This is a genomic window from Streptomyces humi (genome assembly GCF_001005085.2).
Lineage (GTDB): Bacteria > Actinomycetota > Actinomycetes > Streptomycetales > Streptomycetaceae > Streptomyces > Streptomyces humi.
Genome location: NZ_LBMU02000005.1, coordinates 15,737 through 34,494 on the forward strand (window position 1 = coordinate 15,737; position 18,758 = coordinate 34,494).

9 protein-coding genes are annotated in these 18,758 nt (G+C 72.1%); all 9 read left to right on the plus strand.

Annotated features, from left to right (window positions below; genetic code table 11):
• The first annotated feature begins 246 nt into the window (after positions 1-246).
• Complete coding sequence (locus AAW13_RS02330; protein ID WP_052768573.1) at positions 247-1,302, plus strand: ornithine cyclodeaminase family protein; 1,056 nt, start codon at positions 247-249, stop codon at positions 1,300-1,302.
• Between the two features lie 256 nt (positions 1,303-1,558).
• On the plus strand, positions 1,559-2,560 hold the full coding sequence (gene gntD, locus AAW13_RS02335; RefSeq protein WP_046729923.1) for a guanitoxin biosynthesis L-enduracididine beta-hydroxylase GntD: 1,002 nt from the start codon (positions 1,559-1,561) through the stop codon (positions 2,558-2,560).
• A gap of 49 nt (positions 2,561-2,609) precedes the next feature.
• Positions 2,610-3,725, plus strand: coding sequence for a capreomycidine synthase (gene vioD / locus AAW13_RS02340; RefSeq protein ID WP_071659398.1), 1,116 nt, complete (start codon positions 2,610-2,612; stop codon positions 3,723-3,725).
• Between the two features lie 120 nt (positions 3,726-3,845).
• Positions 3,846-5,150 (plus strand): sensor histidine kinase, encoded by a 1,305-nt coding sequence (locus tag AAW13_RS02345; RefSeq protein ID WP_240528506.1) that lies wholly within the window; start codon positions 3,846-3,848, stop codon positions 5,148-5,150.
• Positions 5,147-5,848 carry a response regulator transcription factor gene (locus tag AAW13_RS02350; RefSeq protein WP_046732277.1) on the plus strand — a complete coding sequence of 234 codons (702 nt, stop codon included), beginning with the start codon at positions 5,147-5,149 and terminating at the stop codon, positions 5,846-5,848. Before AAW13_RS02345 ends, AAW13_RS02350 begins: the two co-directional genes overlap by 4 nt.
• Positions 5,849-6,225: 377 nt before the next feature.
• Positions 6,226-8,025, plus strand: coding sequence for an ABC transporter ATP-binding protein (locus AAW13_RS02355; protein WP_240528507.1), 1,800 nt, complete (start codon positions 6,226-6,228; stop codon positions 8,023-8,025).
• A 122-nt stretch (positions 8,026-8,147) separates the two neighbouring features.
• Positions 8,148-8,372 (plus strand): MbtH family protein, encoded by a 225-nt coding sequence (locus AAW13_RS02360; RefSeq protein ID WP_276207582.1) that lies wholly within the window; start codon positions 8,148-8,150, stop codon positions 8,370-8,372.
• Positions 8,373-8,380: 8 nt separating this feature from the next.
• Complete coding sequence (locus AAW13_RS02365) at positions 8,381-9,178, plus strand: alpha/beta fold hydrolase (RefSeq protein WP_046732278.1); 798 nt, start codon at positions 8,381-8,383, stop codon at positions 9,176-9,178.
• Between the two features lie 67 nt (positions 9,179-9,245).
• The coding region (locus AAW13_RS02370; protein ID WP_143144971.1) for a non-ribosomal peptide synthetase at positions 9,246-18,758 on the plus strand (9,513 nt) is incomplete at its 3' end.

Below are 18,758 nucleotides of genomic sequence, written 5' to 3' on the forward strand. Positions count from 1 at the left end.
GAACGCCGTATGTTCAACCTGCGCGGGGCCGCAGTTGAACGTGCGCGTCGGTACGACGGAATATTGATCGCCTGCCGGACATCGGGTCATAGTGCTGTGCGGTGAGGACGAGCCGTGGGCCCGGCCGGTGGAATTCCGCCGGGCGCGCCGGTTTCCGCGATTCCTTCGTTCTCCCACCGTTCTGCTTTTCCCGCCCGCGCTCCGGCAGGGGGTTTCCGTGACCGTGCGAGAGACGACGTACCTCGAGTGGCCCGCACCATGCTGCAACTGACCGACGCGGACGTGGCGGCCCTCCTGGAGAAGGTCGATGTCGTCGGCACCGTGCGCGAGGTGTTCCTCGCGCACGCGGCGGGCCGCACCGTGCTGCCCGAGGAGAGCTGCCTGCGCTGGACCAACGACGAGGGCGAGTCCTGCCGCAGCCTCAACATGCCCGGACTGGTGGAGATCGACGGGCGGCGGATCGCCGGTACGAAGATCATCAATGCGAGCCTGGGCAATCCCGACCGCGGGCTGGCCCGGGCCGGCGGCCTGATCCTCCTCTTCGACCTCACCACCGCCCGGCCGGTGTGCGCCCTGGACGCGGCCCACATCTCCGCCGGGCGCACCGCGGCGGTCAGCGTGCTCGCCACCGAACTGCTGTGGGCGGCGCCCGCGCGGACCGTCGCCGTCGTCGGAGCCGGCGCGCTGGCCGAGGCCCACCTGAACCTGGCGCTGCGCAGATGGTCCTCGGTCCGGCGGGTACGGATCCACGACCGGGTCCCCGAACGCGCCGCCCGGCTCGCCGAACGCCTCGGCGACACCTACCGCACGGTCGCCTTCGACGTCGCCGCCGACGCCGAGCAGGCGGTGCGCGAGGCGGAGCTGATCATCCCCGTGACCACCACGACCAGCGGCTACATCGCGGCCGACTGGATCGCCGAGGGGGCCGTCGCCGTCAACGTGTCGCTCGACGACCTCACCCCCGACGCGCTGGCCGCCGCGGACCAGGTCGTCGTGGACGACTGGAGCCTGGTGGCGGCCGACACCACCCGCATCCTCGGCCGGATGCACCGCGCCGGCGACGTCCTGCCGCCGCCGCGCCACCGAACCCCGGACGCCCCGGACGCCCCGGATCACAGGGGCTCCCCTGACGGCCCGCGGAAGCGGCCCGCCGTCGAGGTCACCGCGGAACTGTGCGACCTCGTCGGCGGAACCACGGCCGGCCGCACGTCCGCCACCGACCGCATCGTCGTCAATCCCTTCGGCATGTCCCTGCACGATGTGGCGGTGGCGGGAAGGATCTACCAGGAATTCCTGAAATAGCCAGCTCCTGCTTTGACCGGCGATGTTCCGGAACGACCCGTCATCGCCCGGTGAGGAGTGCGAAGCAGCGTTCGCTACGGCAGCGCAGAGCACACAGCAATCGGATTTTGTGCGGATGTCGATGTCGAAGGATCGCGACCGACGGTGCCCGAGAACGGGTCACCTCGTCGGCGGCACCTTCTCAACGGGCCGGAGAGAACTTCTCGACGGCGTATCCGGAAATTCGCCCGACCAAGGTATGGAGAGGAACACCAGAATGGACAGGCTGGAACTCGACCCGGTGGAGATCAGCGCGGTCGGCGAACTCCTCGACGAGTGCGAGGACGCCTTCGCCACCCTCGACACCGAGGACGCCCTGCACCGGGCCACCCTGCTCGCCCACGAACTCCCCGACAGGATCCGCCTCCACCTCAACGCCTTCCGCCTGGAACAGCTCTCGGGCGTGCTGTGCATCTCCGGCTACCGCGTCGACCACGCGCGGCTCGGGCCGACCCCGTCCCACTGGCGCGACCGGCCCGCGCCCTCCCCGGCCCACCGGGAGGAACTGCTGCTGATGCTGTACAGCTCCCTGCTCGGCGATCCGTTCTGCTGGGCCACCCAGCAGGACGGCCGGATGATCCACGACATCGTGCCCATCCAGGGCCACGAGCACGAGCAACTCGGCTCCAGCAGCGAGGCGTTGCTCACCTGGCACACCGAGGACGCCTTCCATCCGCTGCGCGGCGACTTCCTGTCCTTCGCCTGCCTCAGGAACCCCTACCGGGCCGCGACGACCGTCGGGTACGCCGACGCGCTGCGGCTGCCGGACGACCTGCGGGACGTCCTCTTCCAGGAGCGGTTCGTCATCCTCCCCGACGAGTCCCACCTCGGCAAGAACAACTCCCGCCCCACCGCAGGGGCGTTCGACACCATCGAGCGGATGCAGACGGATCCGGACCGGGTGGCCGTCCTCTTCGGCGACCCGGAACAGCCCTACCTCAGGGCCGACCCGTACTTCATGAGCGTCGGCGACGAGGACGACGAGGCACGCCTCGCGCTGGACGCCCTGGTGAAGGCGATGGACGAGGTGATGTTCGACGTCGTCCTCGAAAGCGGCGACTTCTGCTTCCTCGACAACTTCCGTGTCGTCCACGGCCGCAAGCCCTTCAAGGCCCGCCACGACGGGACCGACCGCTGGCTGAAGCGGATCAACGTCACCGGCGACCTCCGCAAGTCCCGGGCCGCCCGCGAGGCGAGGGCGGTCCGGGCCGGCAGCTGAATCCGAACCGGCCGGCCGCCGGCTCCCATCCCGAGACCGAGGCGACACGATGAGACTGCGCTCCGCGCCCCTCGAAGACTGGCTGCGCGACTACTACTTCACCGCCGAGATCGACATCAGCTCCAGCGGCGTCCACTCCTACTCCATGGCGGAACTGCGGGCGCTCACCGGCCTGCGCCACGCCGACGTCGACCGGCTCGTCTTCGACGACGGCTACTCCCTCGGCGCGCCCGAGGTACGGGCCGCCGTCGCCCGCCACGTCGGCGGTGTCGAAGCCGACCACGTCATGACGACGAGCGGCTCCGGCGAGGCCGTCTCCCTCGTCCTGAGCGCCCTGCTCCAGGCCGGCGACGAGGTCGTCGTAGTGGAACCCGGCTACCACCTGCTCACCGAGTACGCGACCGCCCTGGGCTGCCGGATCCGGACCTGGGAGCTGGACGCCGACCAGGACTGGCGGCCGGACCTGGACGCACTCGCCGCACTGGTCAACCCCCACACCCGGGCCGTCATCGTCAACTTCCCGCAGAACCCGACCGGGGCCACCCTCACCGAGACGGAACTGCACCGGCTGCTCGCCGTCGCCGACCGGGTCGGCGCGTACGTGCTGTGGGACGGGGCCTTCACCGACCTCACCTACGACACGCCACCGCTGCCCGGTGTCCCGGCCCTGTACGACCGGGCAGTGGCCTTCGGCACCTTCTCGAAGGCGTTCGGGCTGCCCGGCCTGCGGTTCGGCTGGTGCGTCGCGCCGCCCTCCCTGCTCGCCGACTGTGTGCGCATCCGGGACTACACCACCCTGCACGTCTCGCCGCTCGTCGAGCTCCTCGCGCTCGGCGTCCTGGACAACGCGCGGGCGTTCATCCAGCCGCGCCTGGAACAGGCCGCGGCGGGCCGCGCCACCCTGCTGGAGTGGGCGGCGGCCCATCCGGACCTGGTGTCCCTGGTGGCACCGGCCGGCGGGGTCACGGCCTTCCCACGGCTGAAGGGGATCGGCGACACGGACGAGTTCTGCGACGAGCTGTTCCAGAAGCGGGGCGTCCTGGTCATCCCGGGCTCCTGCTTCGGGCACCCCCAGCACGTCCGGATCGGCTTCGGCGGCAAGGCCGAACAGCTCACCGAGGGACTGGACCGGCTGGCGTCCGCGCTGCGCGGCGCCCGCCGCTGAGCACGGACGACCACCACCCGGTCCCTCCGCGGAGGGATGGCGCCGCCCCTCGGGCGAGGGACGGCGCCATCCCTGCGGCAGGGGACGTCCCGCCCGTCCGCGACTGCCATAATGACCGGCGTGAACCGTGCGACAGCCTGGCGCGACGCCTGGACAGGGACGCTGGGACGGATCGCGGCGTCCCCCCGCGCACGAACCCTCGTCGCATGGTCGCTGGGCCTGCTGGCCGTCGCCGAATCCCTGGCGGAGTTCGTCGCCGAGCACGGGTCCATCCCGCGCCTTCTCGCGGACACCGCCTCCACGGCCGCCCGCGACGGCAGCGCCACCGGCGTCCAGTTCACGATGATCGTCGGACTGGTCTGCCTGTCCACCGCGTTGCCGCTGGCCCTCCTGCGGCCCCTGACGGCCGGCCTCACCGTCACCGTCGTCAGCATCGGCTCGCTCACGATCTTCCACACCCTGACCCTGGCGGGCATCGCCGCCCAGCTCGTCGCGCAGTACCGGCTCGCCCGCGGCGGCCGGGTCCTCGTGGCCGGACTGTGCGCGGTGCCCTTCCTCGCCCTGGCCCTGCCCGCGTCCGACGACACCGGCTACCGGGTCCGGGTCGTCCTGCTCGCGGCCCTGGTCCCCGCGGCCGCCCTCGCGGGCCTCGCCCGGCGCGCCGGCGAACACCAGCGCGAACACACCGCCGTCCGCGAGGTCATGGCCGGCACCCAGTGGGAGCACGCGGCCCGCGGCGAACGTGCGCGCATCGTCCGCGAACTCCACGACGTCGTCGGCCACCACGTCTCCATGATCGCCGTGCAGGCCGAGACGGCCCGGGTCGCCACCGCCGGCATGCCCGCCCAGGGAGCGGAACGACTGCTCGGCATCGGCGACACCGCCCGCGCCGCCCTCACCGAGATGCGCCGCCTGCTCGGCGTGCTCCGCGAGGACACCGGGACCGTCACCGGCGGCGAGCGCCGGCCGCAGCCCGACCTCGGCCGGCTCAACGAACTCCTCGACGAGGCCCGTACGGCGTCCGGGACCTCCGTCCGGCTCATCCTGAGCGGATCCCCGCGCGTCCTCGACCCCGGCATCGAACTCGCCGCCTACCGCATCGTCCAGGAATCCCTGACCAACGCCCGCAAACACGCCACGGGCGCCGCAGTCGACGTCGAACTGCACTACTCCGACGACGCGTTGCACGTGGGAGTCCGCGACAACGGACCCGGCCCGCCCGACTCGGCCTCCGACGGGGGACACGGGCTGCTCGGCATGCGGGAGCGCGCCGCGGCCGTCGGCGGAGACGTCCGCACCGGCCCCGCCGCCGGCGGCGGGTTCCGCGTCGAGGCCCGCTTTCCCGCCGCGCCGCACGGTGAGACCCGCCGGGTACCGAGCCCGGTGGCACCCGCGCCGGAAGCCACAACGGAAGAGACCTCATGAGCACGCCGTCCGCGCCGATCCGGATCGTGATCGCCGACGACCACCTGGTGGTCCGCACCGGCTTCGCCGCGCTGCTGGACTCCCAGCCCGACTTCACCGTCGTCGAGACCGCCTCCAACGGAACCGAGGCCGTGCGTGTCTGCCGCGAGAAGTCCCCGGACGTCGTCCTCATGGACATCCGCATGCCCGAGATGGACGGCATCGAGGCCACCCGCCGGCTCGTCGGCACCGCGCCCGACACCAGCGGCGCCCCACGCGTCCTCATCCTCACCACGTTCGACCTCGACGAGTACGTGTACGACGCCCTGCGCGCCGGCGCCAGCGGCTTCCTCCTCAAAGAGGCCACCGCGGAACGGCTCTTCGACGCCGTACGCGTCGTCGCCGCCGGGGACGCGCTCCTCGCACCCGGCATCACCCGCCGGCTCATCAGCGAGTTCGCCATGATGCCAGCCAGGGCCGAGACCGCGCCCCCGCCCGGACTACAGGCCCTGACGGCCCGTGAGACCGAGGTGCTGCTGCTCATCGCTGAGGGCCTGTCCAACCCGGAGATCGCCGCCCGCCTCGTCGTCGGCGAGGAGACGGTCAAGACCCACGTCAGCCGCATCCTCACCAAGCTGGGCCTGCGCGACCGCACCCAGGCCGTCATCGCGGCGTACGAGTCGGGACTCGTCGTCCCGCGCTCGCGGAAATCCGAATAGCCGGGCCCGGCGCCGGCTTCCCGCGCCGGCCCGCGCGGCCGAAGGAACACCGGTACGCGGGTGTTCAACTGCGGCGCCGCGGCATTTGAATGCGTCTGAATCCGCCCGGGAACTGAACGCGTTGCCACCTCAGGCAGCCCTCGGGGATGCTTGCAGCCGAGCGAAGCTGTGCCGTGAGGAATAACGCGAGGAAATCCCGTGAGGAGAGGTCCGCTGTGAAAGTGACGGTACAGGCGCCGGCGGGAGAGAATCCCGACGAACTGCCGGACATCGGCCCGGAATCCGACCGGCCGCAGGAATCCCAGGGAATTCGCCCAGGAACAGTGGGAAGAATTGTTCCGTTCGCGAAACCCTATGGATGGCGGCTGCTGTTCCTGGTGACCGCGTCCGCACTCGGTGCCGTCGTCACCGCGGCCGGCCCGCTGCTGTTCGGGGTCGTCATCGACAAGGGCATCGTCCCCGGCAAGACGGACGTCGTCACCGCGGTGGCCGCCGCCCTCCTCGGCCTCGCCCTCCTCGACGCGCTGACCCAGTACTTCCAGGCCCGACTCTCCGCGCAGATCGGCGAGGGCCTCGTCTACGACCTGCGCACCCTGGTGTTCCGGCACGTACAGGCGCAGCCCCTGGCGTTCTTCACCCGCTCCCAGACCGGTTCCCTCGTCAGCCGCCTCAACACCGACGTCATCGGGGCGCAGCAGGCGATCACCGTGCTGATGGCTGAAACCGTCAACACCGTGCTGACCCTCGTCCTGGTGCTGGCCGCGATGTTCTACCTGTCGTGGCAACTCAGCCTCGTCGCCCTGCTCATGGTCCCCTTCTTCCTCATCCCCGGGAAGATCATCGGCCGCCGCATGCAGCGGCTCGCCCGCGGGACGATGCAACTCAACGCCGAGATGGGCTCCTTGATGAACGAGCGCTTCAACGTCGGCGGAGCGATGCTCAACAAGCTCTTCGGCCGCCCCGAGCGCGAGGTCGCCCACTTCTCCGAACGGGCCCGCGGCGTCCGCGACATCGGCGTGCGGACCAACGTGACCGCGCAGATGCTCGGCATCGTCATGGGGCTCACCGCCTCCGTGACCCTCGCCCTGCTCTTCGGCTTCGGCGGCGTCCTCGTCATCCACGACACCTTCGCCCTCGGCACCCTCGTCTCCCTGGTCACACTCGTCGGCCGCCTCTACACCCCGATCCAGCAGCTGTCGAGCGTGCAGGCCAACGCCATGACCGCCCTCGTCAGCTTCGACCGTGTCTTCGAGATCCTCGACCTGGACGCCCTGGTGAAGGAACGCCCCGGCGCCATCCCGCTGGGCGCCGACCGCCGGACCCGCGACACCACCGCGCCCGAGGTCGAGTTCGACAAGGTGTCCTTCCGATACCCCACCGCCGCCGAGGTCTCCCTGGCCTCCCTGGAGTCGATCGCCCGTCCCGCCGACGAGCGCGAGGACGACGCATGGGTCCTCGACGAGGTGAGCTTCCGGGCGCCCGCCGGGAAACTCACCGCCCTCGTGGGCCGCTCGGGCGCCGGCAAGACCACCATCACCCACCTGATGCCCCGCTTCTACGACCCGGTCTCCGGAGCGGTACGGATCGACGGCCAGGACCTGCGCGACGTCACCCTCAGCTCGCTCCAGGACACCGTCGGAGTGGTCACCCAGGACGCCCACCTCTTCCACGACACCATCCGCCACAACCTGCTCTACGCCCGCCCGGACGCCACCGAGCCCGACCTCGTCGAGGCCTGCGAGGCGGCACAGATCTGGACCCACATCGCCGCGCTCCCCAACGGCCTCGACACCGTCGTCGGCGACCGCGGCTACCGCCTGTCGGGCGGCGAGAAGCAGCGCCTGGCGCTGGCCCGGCTGCTGCTGAAGGCGCCGCCCGTGGTCGTGCTCGACGAGGCGACCGCACACCTGGACTCGGAGTCGGAGGCCGCGATCCAACGCGCCCTGAAGACCGCGCTGGCGGGCCGCACCTCGGTGGTCATCGCCCACCGGCTGTCCACCATCCGCGAGGCCGACCAGATCCTCGTCGTCGACGGCGGCAGGATCCGCGAACGCGGCACCCACGAGTCCCTGCTGTCCGCCGGCGACCTCTACGCCGACCTGTACCACACCCAGTTCGCCCGCCGGCCGGCCGCCGCCGATACGGCCGCACCCGACCCCGCGGGCACGGCGAGCTGACCGCCCGCGGCCCGTATCCCCAGGACCCGGGCCGCGACCGTGCCGTTCGCCCACGCCCAGCCACCCGTTCCGCACCCCTGTCCGGAACCAGTCATGTCCTTCGTCGTGCAGAGGAGACCGCCGTGCGCACCGTGAGCTTCGACTTCGAAACCCCCGGAAAGCGGTTCAAGGTACTGATCAACCACGAGGAGCAGTACTCGCTGTGGCCCGCCGACCTCGACGTACCGGGCGGCTGGGAGGAGACCGGCGTGTGCGCCTCCAAGGAGGAGTGCGACCAGTACCTGGAGGAGACCTGGACCGACATGCGGCCCAAGAGCCTGCGCCTCGCGCTCGACGGTGAGCAGTAGGCGACCAGATGCCGCACGTATTCACCAACGGCATCCGGCTCTCCTACGAACGGTCGGGCCGCGGTGAACGAGTGCTCATGATCATGGGTTCCTCGGCCGGGGGTCGGGTCTGGACCCTGCACCAGACCCCCGCGCTCACCAAGGCCGGCTACCAGGCCATCACCTTCGACAGCCGGGGCATCGCCCCGTCCGACATCCCGCCCGGCAAGTACAGCCTCGCCGACATGGTCGCCGACACCAAGGGCCTCATCGAGGCGCTGGGCGCCGGCCCCTGCCGTATCGTCGGCACCTCGCTGGGAGCGCTGATCGCCCAGGAACTCGCCATCGGCTGGCCGCACCTGGTCCGGTGCGCGGTCCTGATCGGCACCAAGGCACGCTCGGACGCAGTCCGGGTGGCCCTCGGCCGGGCGGAACGCGCACTGCTGGACAGCGGGGTGAAACTGCCCGCCGAGTACGAAGCCGCCATGTCGGTGCTGCAAATGCTCTCGCCGGCCACGATCAACGACGACAAGGCCGTCTCCCTGTGGCTGGAGACGTTCCGCCTCTCCGGCGGCGCGGCGTCCCCCGGCCAGACCTGGATCGACACCGACGAGGACCGCCGCAAGGCACTGCGGGAGGTGACGGCACCGTGCCGAGTCATCGCCTTCGCCGACGACTTCGTCACCCCGCCCCACCTGTCCGCGGAAGTCGCCGACGCCATCCCGGAATGCGACTACGTCGAGATTCCCGAATGCGGCCACTTCGGTTATCTGGAACGCCCGGACGAGGTCAACAAGGCGATCATCGAATTCCTGGACACGCACTAGAAACACAGGCACACACGCGCGGAAAGAGCGCGAGTGGTTTTCACGCGAGTGGCTTAGTGGGGGCGTCATGCACGGTGAACCGAACTCCTGGCGCGGCCGGCCGGCGGACCTGCCGGTGCTGGAGCTGCCCACGGACCGCCCCCGCGCCACGGGTGGCTCCGCGCGGACCGCGGTGGCCGGGTTCGAGGTGCCGCCGACGACAGCCCAGCGGCTCAGGAACCTGTCCCGCACCGGCGGAACACCCGTGCGCGTCCTGCTGCTCGCGGCCCTGAGCGTCCTGATGGGGCGCTACGCGAGCACGGACGACGTGGTGCTGGCCACGGACGGAGCGCTCACCCGTACCGACCTCACCGGCGAACCGTCCTTCGCCGAACTGCCAGACCGGGTACGCGAAGCACCGCGAGGCGTGTCCCGGCACCCCGTCCGCTTCACGTACACCGGACCCGGCGGAACCGGTGCGGCCGGCGCCCTCCGCGAGCCCGAGGCGGACAGCGACCTGCTGCTCCAGGTGTCCGACGACCGACACGGCGGCCTGTCCGGGGAGCTCGCGTACGACACCGCCCTGTTCGACGAGGCGACGGCGCAACGGATGACCCGCCACCTGCTCGCCCTGATCGAGGAGGCGGCCGGGACCCCGGACCGCTGCGTGCACGAACTCGCCGTCCTGGCACCGGACGAGCGCGACACCCTGGCACGCGCCGGCACCGGGCCGACGCTGACGCTTCCGCCGGTGGGCGCGGTGAACGAGCTGACGGCCCGGTGGGCCGAGGAGAGCCCGGACGCGGTCGCGGTGGTGGCCGACGACCGCGTGCTGACCTACGGCGCGCTGCTGGCGAGGGCGAACCGACTGGCCCACCACCTGCGGGGGATGGGCGTCGGCCCGGACTCGGTCGTGGGGCTCTGCCTGGACCGCGGTGCCGACATGGTCGTCGCCGTACTCGCCGTGTGGCAGGCCGGCGGCGCGTACCTGCCGCTCGACCCCGCCCACCCGGCTGACCGACTGGAGTACATGCTCGCCGACAGCGACGCCTCGGTGCTGATCGGCGCTTCCCGGTTCGTCGACGGGCTGGGAACCCCCGACCGCGTGGTGCGCCTGGAGGACCGGGCCCGATGGGAGGCGCTGCCGTCGTCCACACCCCCCGCGCGGGTACGCCCCGACCACCTTGCCTACGTCATCTACACCTCCGGATCCACGGGACGGCCGAAGGGCGTCCAGGTCCCGCACGGAGGGCTGCTGAACCTTGCGGTGGCCTTCCGCACCGTACTGGGCGCGGCTCCCGGAACGCGCGCCCTCCAGTTCGCCTCGCTCAGCTTCGACGCCGCCGCCCTCGACCTGGCGATGACGCTGGCGGCCGGCGGGACGCTCGTGGTGGCCTCGGCGGCCGACCGCGCGCAGCCCGGCCTCCTGGGGACCCTCGTACGGGCCCAGGCGGTGACGGCGGCCAGCGTGTCGCCGTCCCTGCTGGGCGTCCTGGAACCGGCGGCCCTGGCGGACGTCGGGTCCCTGCTGGTCGGATCGGAGCGGGTCGGCGCCCAGGTGGCACGGGACTGGGCCCCCGGACGGCGCCTGGTGAACGGGTACGGGCCGACCGAGACGTCGGTCATCGCCTGCGTGGGCCCCGTGGACGCCGGCGCCCCCGGAGCGCCGCCCATCGGCGGGCCCCTGCCCAACACCCGCGTGTACGTCCTGGGTCCCACACTGGAACCGGTGCCGGTGGGCGTCGTCGGCGAGCTGTTCATCGCCGGCCCCCAACTCGCCCGCGGCTACGGCGGGCGTCCCGCGCTGACCGGCGAGCGGTTCGTGGCCGACCCGCTCGCCGCCGACGGCACGCGCATGTACCGGTCGGGCGACCGCGTCCGGTGGCTGGCCGACGGACGCCTGGAGTTCGTCGCACGGGCGGACCTCCAGCTGAAGGTCCGCGGCTTCCGTGTCGAGCCGGGCGAGGTGGAGGAAGCGCTGGCAGCGCACGACGGCGTGCGCGCGGTGGCCGTGACCGCGTTCGGCGAGGGCGAGGCGCGCCGGCTGGCCGCGTACGTGGTGCCCTCGGACCCGACGCTCGGCATACCGCCGGTGGACACCCTGCGTGACCTCGCGGGACGACGACTGCCGGACTTCATGGTGCCGTCGGTGTTCGTGGAACTGGCGGCGCTGCCGCTGACCACCAACGGCAAGCTCGACCGGACCGCCCTCCCCGCACCGGACCCCACCCGTCCGCACCGGAAACCGTACGTCGCACCAGCCCCCGGCACCGAGGAACTCCTCGCCGGCATCTGGGCGCGGCTCCTCGGAGTGGACCGGGTGGGCGCCGACGACGGCTTCTTCGAATTGGGCGGGCACTCGCTGCTGGCCACCCAGGTCATGTCCCGCATCCGGGAGACCTTCGGCACCGAACTGCCCCTCGAGGTCCTGTTCCGGCGGCCGACCGTCCGGCAGCTGGCGGCGGCCCTCGCCGACGCGGCCACCGGGACGGGGCCGGACACGGGCACCGGGACGGGGCCGGACACGGGCACTGGCACGCCCGCCGGGACGAGCGCTCAGCCGATCGAGCCGGTCGACCGGGACGGCGACGACCTGCCCCTGTCGTTCGGACAGCAACGCCTGTGGTTCCTCGACCAGCTGGCACCGAATTCCGCCGAGTACAACCTGCCGCTGCGCCTGCACTTCGACCACCCCCTGGACGTCGCCGCGCTCCAGACCGCCCTGGACGCGGTCCTGGTCCGGCACGAAGCGCTGCGCACCCGCCTGGTACCCGGCCCCGACGGAACCGTGCGCCAAGTGATCGACGAGCCCGCGCCCTTCCCGCTCCCCGTGGCCGACGTGTCCACCACCCCCGACCCCCGACGCGACAGCGAACGGCTGGCACACCAGGAGGCGATGGCCCCCTTCGACCTCGCGAACGGCCCGCTCGTCCGGGCCGTCCTCATCCGGTCGGCCCCCGACGACCACCTCCTGGCCCTGTCCGCGCACCACGCCGTCTTCGACGAGTGGTCCGACCTCGTCCTCCAACGCGAACTGCGCTCCCTCTACGACGCTTTCCGCGAGGGACGCCCCAATCCACTGCCGCCGCTCCCGGTCCAGTACGCGGACTTCGCCGTCTGGCAGCGACGACAGCTGACCGGCGACGTACTGGACGAAGAACTCACCTACTGGCGTCAGCAGTTGGCCGACCTGCCGGTGCTGGACCTGCCGACCGACCGGCCGCGCCCCGCCGTGCGGTCCACGGAGGGAGCCGTCACCCGGTTCTCGGTCCCGGCACACACGGCCGAGGCACTGCGCACGGTGTCACGGGAACACGGCACGACGATGTTCATGACCCTCCTGACCGCCTTCGACGTCCTCCTCGGGAAGTACGCCGGCTCCGAGGACGTCGTGGTCGGCACCCCGGTGGCGAACCGGCACCGCGCCGAGACCGAGGACCTGATCGGGTTCTTCGTCAACACCCTGGTCATCCGCACGGACCTGTCCGGCGACCCTACCTTCGCGGAACTCCTCGGGCGGGTACGGGAGACGGCCCTGGGCGCGTACGCCCACCAGGACCTGCCCTTCGAACAACTCGTGGACGCCGTCGTGACCGAGCGCGACCGGTCCCGCAGCCCGCTCTTCCAGACGATGTTCAGCTACGGCACCACGGGCGGCGCCTACGTCAATCCGGGCACGCTGCCCGTGAAATGCGACCTGGCCCTGCGTCTGGTGGAGAGCGACGACGGGCTGCTGGGTGAGGTCGAGTACAGCACGGCGCTGTTCGACGCGGGGACCGTGGAGCGGTTGTCGGGTCATCTGGTGCGGCTGCTGGAGGCGGTGGCGGAGGACGCGGGGCAGCGGCGGGTGGGTGAGCTGCCCGTGCTCTCGGCCGACGAGCGTGACCAACTGGTGCGGGGCTGGCACGGCGCCCCGGCCGTGCTTCCGTCGGTGGGTGGGGTGCATGAGCTGATCGCCGGGTGGGCTGTCGATACTCCGGATGCGGTGGCAATGGTGTCCGGTGGTCGGGTTCTGACTTATGCCGGGCTGTTGGAGCGGGCCGGTCGGCTGGCGCATGTGCTGCGGGGGAGGGGTGTCGGGGCGGAGTCGGTGGTGGGTCTGTGTCTGCCGCGTGGTGTCGACATGGTCGTGGCCGTGGTGGGGGTGTGGCTGGCGGGTGGTGCGTATCTGCCGTTGGATCCCGAGTATCCGGCGGAGCGGCTGGAGTTCATGGTCGCGGACAGTGGGGCGCGGGTCGTGCTCCGTGAGGGTGATCTCGCGCGGACGAGCGATCTGCCGTCGACGGTGCCGGACGTCGCTGTGGCGCCTGGTCAGTTGGCGTATGTGATCTATACGTCGGGTTCGACGGGTCGCCCGAAGGGTGTGCAGGTCTCGCACGGCAGCGTCGTCGGCATGGTGACCGCGCTGGGCCCGGAGCTGGGTGCGGGGCCGGGCACGAGGGTGTTGCAGTTCGCGTCGTTCAGCTTCGACGCGGCGGTGCTGGACGTTGCCGTGACGTTGGCCCGTGGCGGCACGCTGGTGGTGGCGACAGCGGAGGAGCGGGGTGAGCCGGAGGCGCTGACCGCCATGATCGGGGCGGAGGGCGTCGGGGCGGCGAGTGTCGTGCCGTCCCTGCTCGGTGTGCTGGATCCGGAGCAGGTGTCCGGTATCGAGACGTTGTTGCTGGGTGCGGAGCGGCTGACCGAGCAGGTGGCGCGGGCGTGGGCACCGGGCCGACGTCTGGTGAACACTTATGGGCCGACCGAGGCGACCGTGATGGTCACCGCGGGCCAGGTCGTTGGGCAGGGGCTTCCCCCCATCGGTGCTCCGGTCGCGAACGCCCGCTTGTATGTGCTCGATGACCGGCTGGAACCGGTCCCGGTCGGTGTGGCGGGTGAGGTGTTCATCGCGGGTCCGCAGGTGGCCCGTGGCTATGCCGGCCGCCCGGCCCTGACGGCGGAACGCTTCCTCCCCGACCCGTTCGCCTCTGACGGCTCGCGCATGTACCGCTCGGGCGACCGTGCCCGCTGGCTGCCCGACGGGCGGTTGGACTTCGTGGGCCGTGCCGATCAGCAGGTCAAGGTGCGCGGCTTCCGTATCGAGCCCGGTGAGATCGAGGCCGTCCTCACCGCGCACCCTCAGGTCCGTTCCGCCGTCGTGGTCCCCTTCGGCGCCGAGGACGACCGCCGACTGGTGGCCTACCTCGTCCCCGAGGACCCCGCCACAGGCATCCCGCCCGTCACCGACCTGCGCGCCCACGCGGCAGCCCACCTGCCCGCCTTCATGATTCCGTCCGTCTTCACGCTGGTCGACGTGCTGCCCCTGACCCCGAACGGCAAGCTCGACCGCGCCGCCCTCCCCGAGCCGGACGTCGCGCAGCGAGGGCTGCCCGCGTACGTTCCGCCGGCCTCTCCCACCGAGGAGCTGCTCGTCGGCGTCTGGAGCCGTCTGCTCGGTGTCGCCAGGGTCGGGGTCACGGACAACTTCTTCGAACTGGGCGGGCATTCGCTGCTCGCGACCCGGGTCGGCTCCCGGATCCGCGAGCTGCTGTCGGTGGACCTGCCGCTCTCCGCGATGTTCGACCGTCCCACCGTGCGGGAGCTCGCCGCGGTGGTGGACCGTTCGGCGCGGGGAACGGCCGTACCTCCCGTGACGGTGGCGGACCGGGACCGGCCCCTGCCGTTGTCGTTCGCACAGCAGCGGCTCTGGTTCCTGGACCAGTTGGAGCCGGGCTCGACGGAGTACACCGTCGCCCTGCCGGTGTGGCTGCGCGGGGAGAAACCCGACGTGGAGGCGTTGGGTGCCGCGCTGGGCGCGATCGTGGCGCGGCACGAGGTGCTGCGGACGCGGCTCGTCGTCGGCGCCGACGGTGTGCCGTACCAGTGTGTCGACGACGCCCCGTCCGGGTTCCCGCTGCCGCTGGTCGACGTGTCCGGTGAGCCGGAACCGGTGGCGGTGGCACGGGAGTTGGTGGCCGGGGCGGCGGCGGTCCCGTTCGACCTGGCAACGGGGCCGTTGGTGCGGGCCACTCTGCTGCGGCTGGCTCCGGATCAGCACGTGCTGGCGGTGACCGTGCACCACGTCGTCTTCGACGAGTGGTCGGACCGGGTCTTCCGGCGTGAACTGGGGTCCCTGTACGAGGCGTTCCGGGACGGGCAGCCCGTGCCGCTCGCGCCGCTGCCCTTGCAGTACGCGGACTTCGCGGCCTGGCAGCGGCAGTGGCTGACCGGCACCGCGCTCGCAGCGCAACGTGCCTACTGGGTGGCGCAGTTGGCGGATCTGCCGGAGTTGGAGCTGCCGGTCGACCGGCAGCGTCCGCGCGTCCGGTCCACCGAGGGCGCGGTGCTGCGGTTCACCGTCCCCGCACACACCACCGAGGCCCTGCGGCGCCTGTCCCGTGCGCACGACTCGACGATGTTCATGACGCTGCTGGCCGCGCTGAGCGTGCTGCTCGGCCGATACGGCGGAGCGGAGGACGTGGCGGTCGGTACGCCGGTGGCCAACCGGAACCGGGCCGAGACGGAGGACCTGATCGGGTTCTTCGTCAACACGCTGGTCATGCGCACCGACCTGTCGGGGGATCCGACGTTCACCGAACTCATCGCCCGCGTAAGGCAGACGGCGCTCGGCGCGTTCACCCACCAGGACCTGCCGTTCGAGCAGTTGGTGGACGAGCTGGTGGCCGACCGGGACCGCTCCCGAACGCCTCTGTTCCAGGTGATGTTCAACTACGCCACGTGGGAAGCGGGTGACGTCCTGACCGACGTGCTGCCCGCCAAGTACGACCTGCTCGTGACGGTCGGCGACACTGGCGGTGACCACGGTCTGCGGTGCGAGGTGCAGTACGGCACCGCCTTGTTCGACGCGGCGACGATCGACCGGATGACCGGGCACTTCGTGGGCCTGCTGGAGACACTGGCGGCGGACCCGGAGCGCCCGCTGTCGCAGGTGCCGACGTTGCCGGCGCACGAGCGGGACCTGCTCACCGCCGAGTGGCAGGACGGCTCGGCCCCCGACCTCACCGCCCGTGGCGTGCACGAGCTGGTCGCCGCCCGGGCCGCTGCCCGTCCCGACTCCGTGGCGCTGGTCTGCGGTGAGCGGAGGCTGACGTACGGCGGGCTGATGGAGCGCGCGAACCGGCTCGCCCACCGGCTGCGCGACGCGGGGGTGGGTCCGGAGTCCGTGGTCGGGCTGTGCCTGGACCGCGGTGTCGACACGGTCGTGGCGATGCTGGCCGTGTGGCAGGCCGGCGGGGCCTGGCTCTCCCTCGACCCGGAGTATCCGGCCGAACGGCTCGCGTTCATGCTCGCCGACAGCCGGGCCGCGCTGGTCGTGACCCAGGTCCACCGGGCCGGCGTCCTGCCCGAGGGCGCGCTGCCCCTCCTGGTGCTCGACGACCCGGCGACGGCCGCCGCGATCACCGCGGCCCCGCACCCCGCCCCCCGGGTCGACACCCACCCGGAACAGCTCGCCTACGTGATCTACACCTCCGGTTCCACCGGCCGGCCCAAGGCCGTGCAGGTCGCGCACGCGAGCGTGAGCCGCCTGTTCGAGGCCGCCGACCTCTCCGGCGCCCTCACTCTCTCCGCGGACAGCGTGTGGAGTGTCAGCCACTCCTTCGCCTTCGACTTCTCGGTCTGGGAGGTCTGGGGCCCGCTGACCCGGGGTGCCCGCAGCGTCGTCGTGCCGATGGACCGCGTGCGTGAGCCGTGGCGGCTGCGGGACCTGCTGGCCGCCGAGGGCGTCACCCACCTGAGCGCCACCCCTGAGCTGTTCCGTCAGCTGTCCGAGGCGGTCGAGCCCGGTCGCGACCTGCCCGCGCTCGGCCACGTGGTGTTCGGCGGTGACGCGCTCCGGCGCCCGCACGTGGCCCGCTGGAGCGAGGCGCGCGGCCTGGACGCCCCCGCCCTGGTCAACATGTACGGCATCACTGAGACCACCGTCCATGTCACCCACCATCGCCTCGGTTCCGCGGACCTGGTCGGCGACCCGGGGCTGCCGGTGGGGCGCGGGCTGCCCGGCTGGCGGGTGTACGTGCTCGACGAGCGGCTGAGCCCCGTACCGGTGGGCGTACCCGGCGAGTTGTACATCGGCGGCGCCGGTGTCGCGCGAGGATACGGCGGCCGGGCGGCACTGACGGCGGAGCGGTTCCTGGCGGATCCCTTCGCCGGGGACGGCACGCGGATGTACCGCTCCGGGGACCGGGCGCGTCGACTGCCGGACGGCGTACTGGAGTTCGTGGGGCGTGGGGACAAGCAGGTCAAGGTCCGCGGCTTCCGGATCGAGCCGGGTGAGATCGAGGCCCTGCTGACCGCTCACCCGGGCGTTCGCTCGGCGGTCGTCACGGCCCACGGCGACGGCGCGCACCGCCGGCTCGCGGCCTACCTGGTCCCCGAGGACCATGCCGTGGGCGCTCCGCCGGTGGCCGTACTCCGGGAGCACCTGCGGCACGGGCTGCCGGACTTCATGATCCCGGCCGCCTTCGTCGAACTGGCCGCGTTGCCGCTGACCGCGAACGGCAAGCTCGACCGGACCGCGCTGCCCGCGCCGGAACCGCACCCCGGCGAACGGTCCCCGGCGGGAGGGACGTCGGACGACGACGGCTTCGTGGCGCCGAGGGGACCGTCCGAGCAGCTGCTGGCCGACATCTGGGCCCATGTGCTCGACGTGGAGCGGGTGGGCGCCCATGACGACTTCTTCGACCTGGGCGGCCACTCGCTGCTGGCCACCCAGGTCGTGTTCCGCATCCGGGAGGCGTTCTCGGTCGAGCTGCCCCTCGCCGACCTGTTCGACCGGCCCACGGTGCGCGACCTCGCACCGCTCCTGGACCGCTCGGGAGCCGGCACCGTGGTGCCGCGCATGGCGCGGGTCGACCACGACCGCACGGCGCGGCTTCCGCTGTCGTTCGCGCAGCAACGCCTCTGGTTCCTCGACCAGTTGGAGCCCGGCTCCGTCGAGTACGCCCTGCTGTCCCCCGTGCACTGGACCGGGCCCCTGGACGTCGCGGCCCTCGGGGCGGCCCTGGGCGGAGTGGTGGCGCGGCACGAGGTGCTGCGCACCCGGCTCGTCGCGGACGCCGACGGCGTTCCGCGGCAGGTGATCGACCCGCCGTACCCGTTCGCGCTGCCCGTGGTGGACGTCTCCACCGGGACGGATCCCGGAGCGGTCGCGCGCCGCCTGGTCGCGGCGGACGCCGGGGTGCCGTTCGACCTGGCGGCCGGTCCGCTGGTGCGGGCCACCCTGTTCCGGCTGGCCCCCGAGGAGCACGTGCTGGCACTCGCCATCCACCACGTGGTGTTCGACGAGTGGTCCGACCGGATCTTCCACCGTGAACTGACGGCGCTGTACGAGGCGTTCCGGGTCGGGGAGCCCGACCCGTTGCCGCCGCTGGAGGTGCAGTACGCGGACTTCGCGGTGTGGCAGCGGCAGTGGCTGGACGGCGACGTGCTGGAGCGGCAGCTGTCGTACTGGCGTGAGCGGCTGGCCGGCGTCCCCGACACCGAACTGCCCATCGACCGGCCCCGGCCGCCCGTGCGTTCGGCCGCCGGCGCCCGGTGGCGGTTCGCCCTGCCGCAGGAGGTCGTCGAGGGCCTGCGTGAGGTGTCGCGTGAGTGCGGTGTG